The organism is Corynebacterium sp. HMSC055D05, assembly GCF_001810365.1.
GTDB classification, from domain to species: domain Bacteria; phylum Actinomycetota; class Actinomycetes; order Mycobacteriales; family Mycobacteriaceae; genus Corynebacterium; species Corynebacterium coyleae.
In genome coordinates, this window is the sequence record NZ_KV801040.1 from 1 (window position 1) to 844 (window position 844).

Below are 844 nucleotides of genomic sequence, written 5' to 3' on the forward strand. Positions count from 1 at the left end.
GAGTAAACGTCGGTGACAAACGCGGCGTACACAAAGCCTTTCTTCGTGCGCACATACGTAATGTCGGCCACCCACAGTTTATTCGGGCCCTTAAGCTTTGAATTCACGCTCGACTAAGTCCGGGCGCAGATCAGGCACGTTAGCTTTTCGGGTTGTGATAGGTGATCCGCCTTTGCCTTTGCCAGAAACACCGGCCAAGCGCATCAGCCGGGCGGTTTGTTCACGCCCGATATCAATTCCGCCACGGCGGAGAGCATGCCACATTTTCCGCACGCCGTAGACGCCGTAATTATCCCGATGAACAGTTCTAATGCGGTCGATCAGCACAGCATCGCGAAGGCGACGAGCACTTAATCCACGGGCCTTGGACTGGCGATAACCACGCGAGGTGATAAACCCACCAGCCCGGTTATTCTTCAACGTCTTACAAATGAACTCGACAGAGAAACGATTCCGGTATTTATCGATGAACCGGATCATTTCCGACGTTTTGGGTCGAGTTCCGACGCGAAAAAAGCCGAGGCAGCCTTCAGCAGCTCGTTAGTGTCGCGTAGCTCTTGATTTTCACGGCGTAGCCTCGCGTTTTCGGCGGCCAAGTCTTCAGGCACAGGTTCTGGGATGTTTCCCGCACGGCGGGCCTGCTGGGTCCATTGGCGAGCCGTGTGCCATGAAACCCCCAGCTTTGGGGCTACTGCCTGGCATGCGGCTTGCATTGACATATTTTCCGCCAAGATGCGATCTTCCACGAGACGGACCACGCGGTCCTTGGCATCCTGGTCAAATTTTCTTGGCATATTCCAGATTTTCCCATCTACTCAAACGGAACAAAACCTGGGACACTTCA

At 54.3% G+C, this 844-nt stretch carries 1 protein-coding gene and 1 pseudogene; both read right to left on the reverse strand.

Features of this window, described 5'->3' with window-relative positions; all coding sequences use genetic code 11:
* Positions 1 to 90 precede the first annotated feature (90 nt).
* The gene (locus HMPREF2734_RS02700; protein WP_101741123.1) at positions 91 to 480 is read right to left on the reverse strand and encodes an IS3 family transposase; all 390 of its coding nucleotides are present in this window, start codon (positions 478 to 480) and stop codon (positions 91 to 93) included.
* Positions 477 to 819: pseudogene (locus HMPREF2734_RS02705) on the reverse strand (transposase). Before HMPREF2734_RS02705 ends, HMPREF2734_RS02700 begins: the two are co-directional and overlap by 4 nt.
* Between the last annotated feature and the right edge of the window lie 25 nt (positions 820 to 844).

Coding starts and splice junctions, on each gene's coding strand:
- HMPREF2734_RS02700 (WP_101741123.1), bottom strand. CDS start 480: ATGATCCGGTTCATCGATAAATACCGGAATCGTTTCTCTGTCGAGTTC.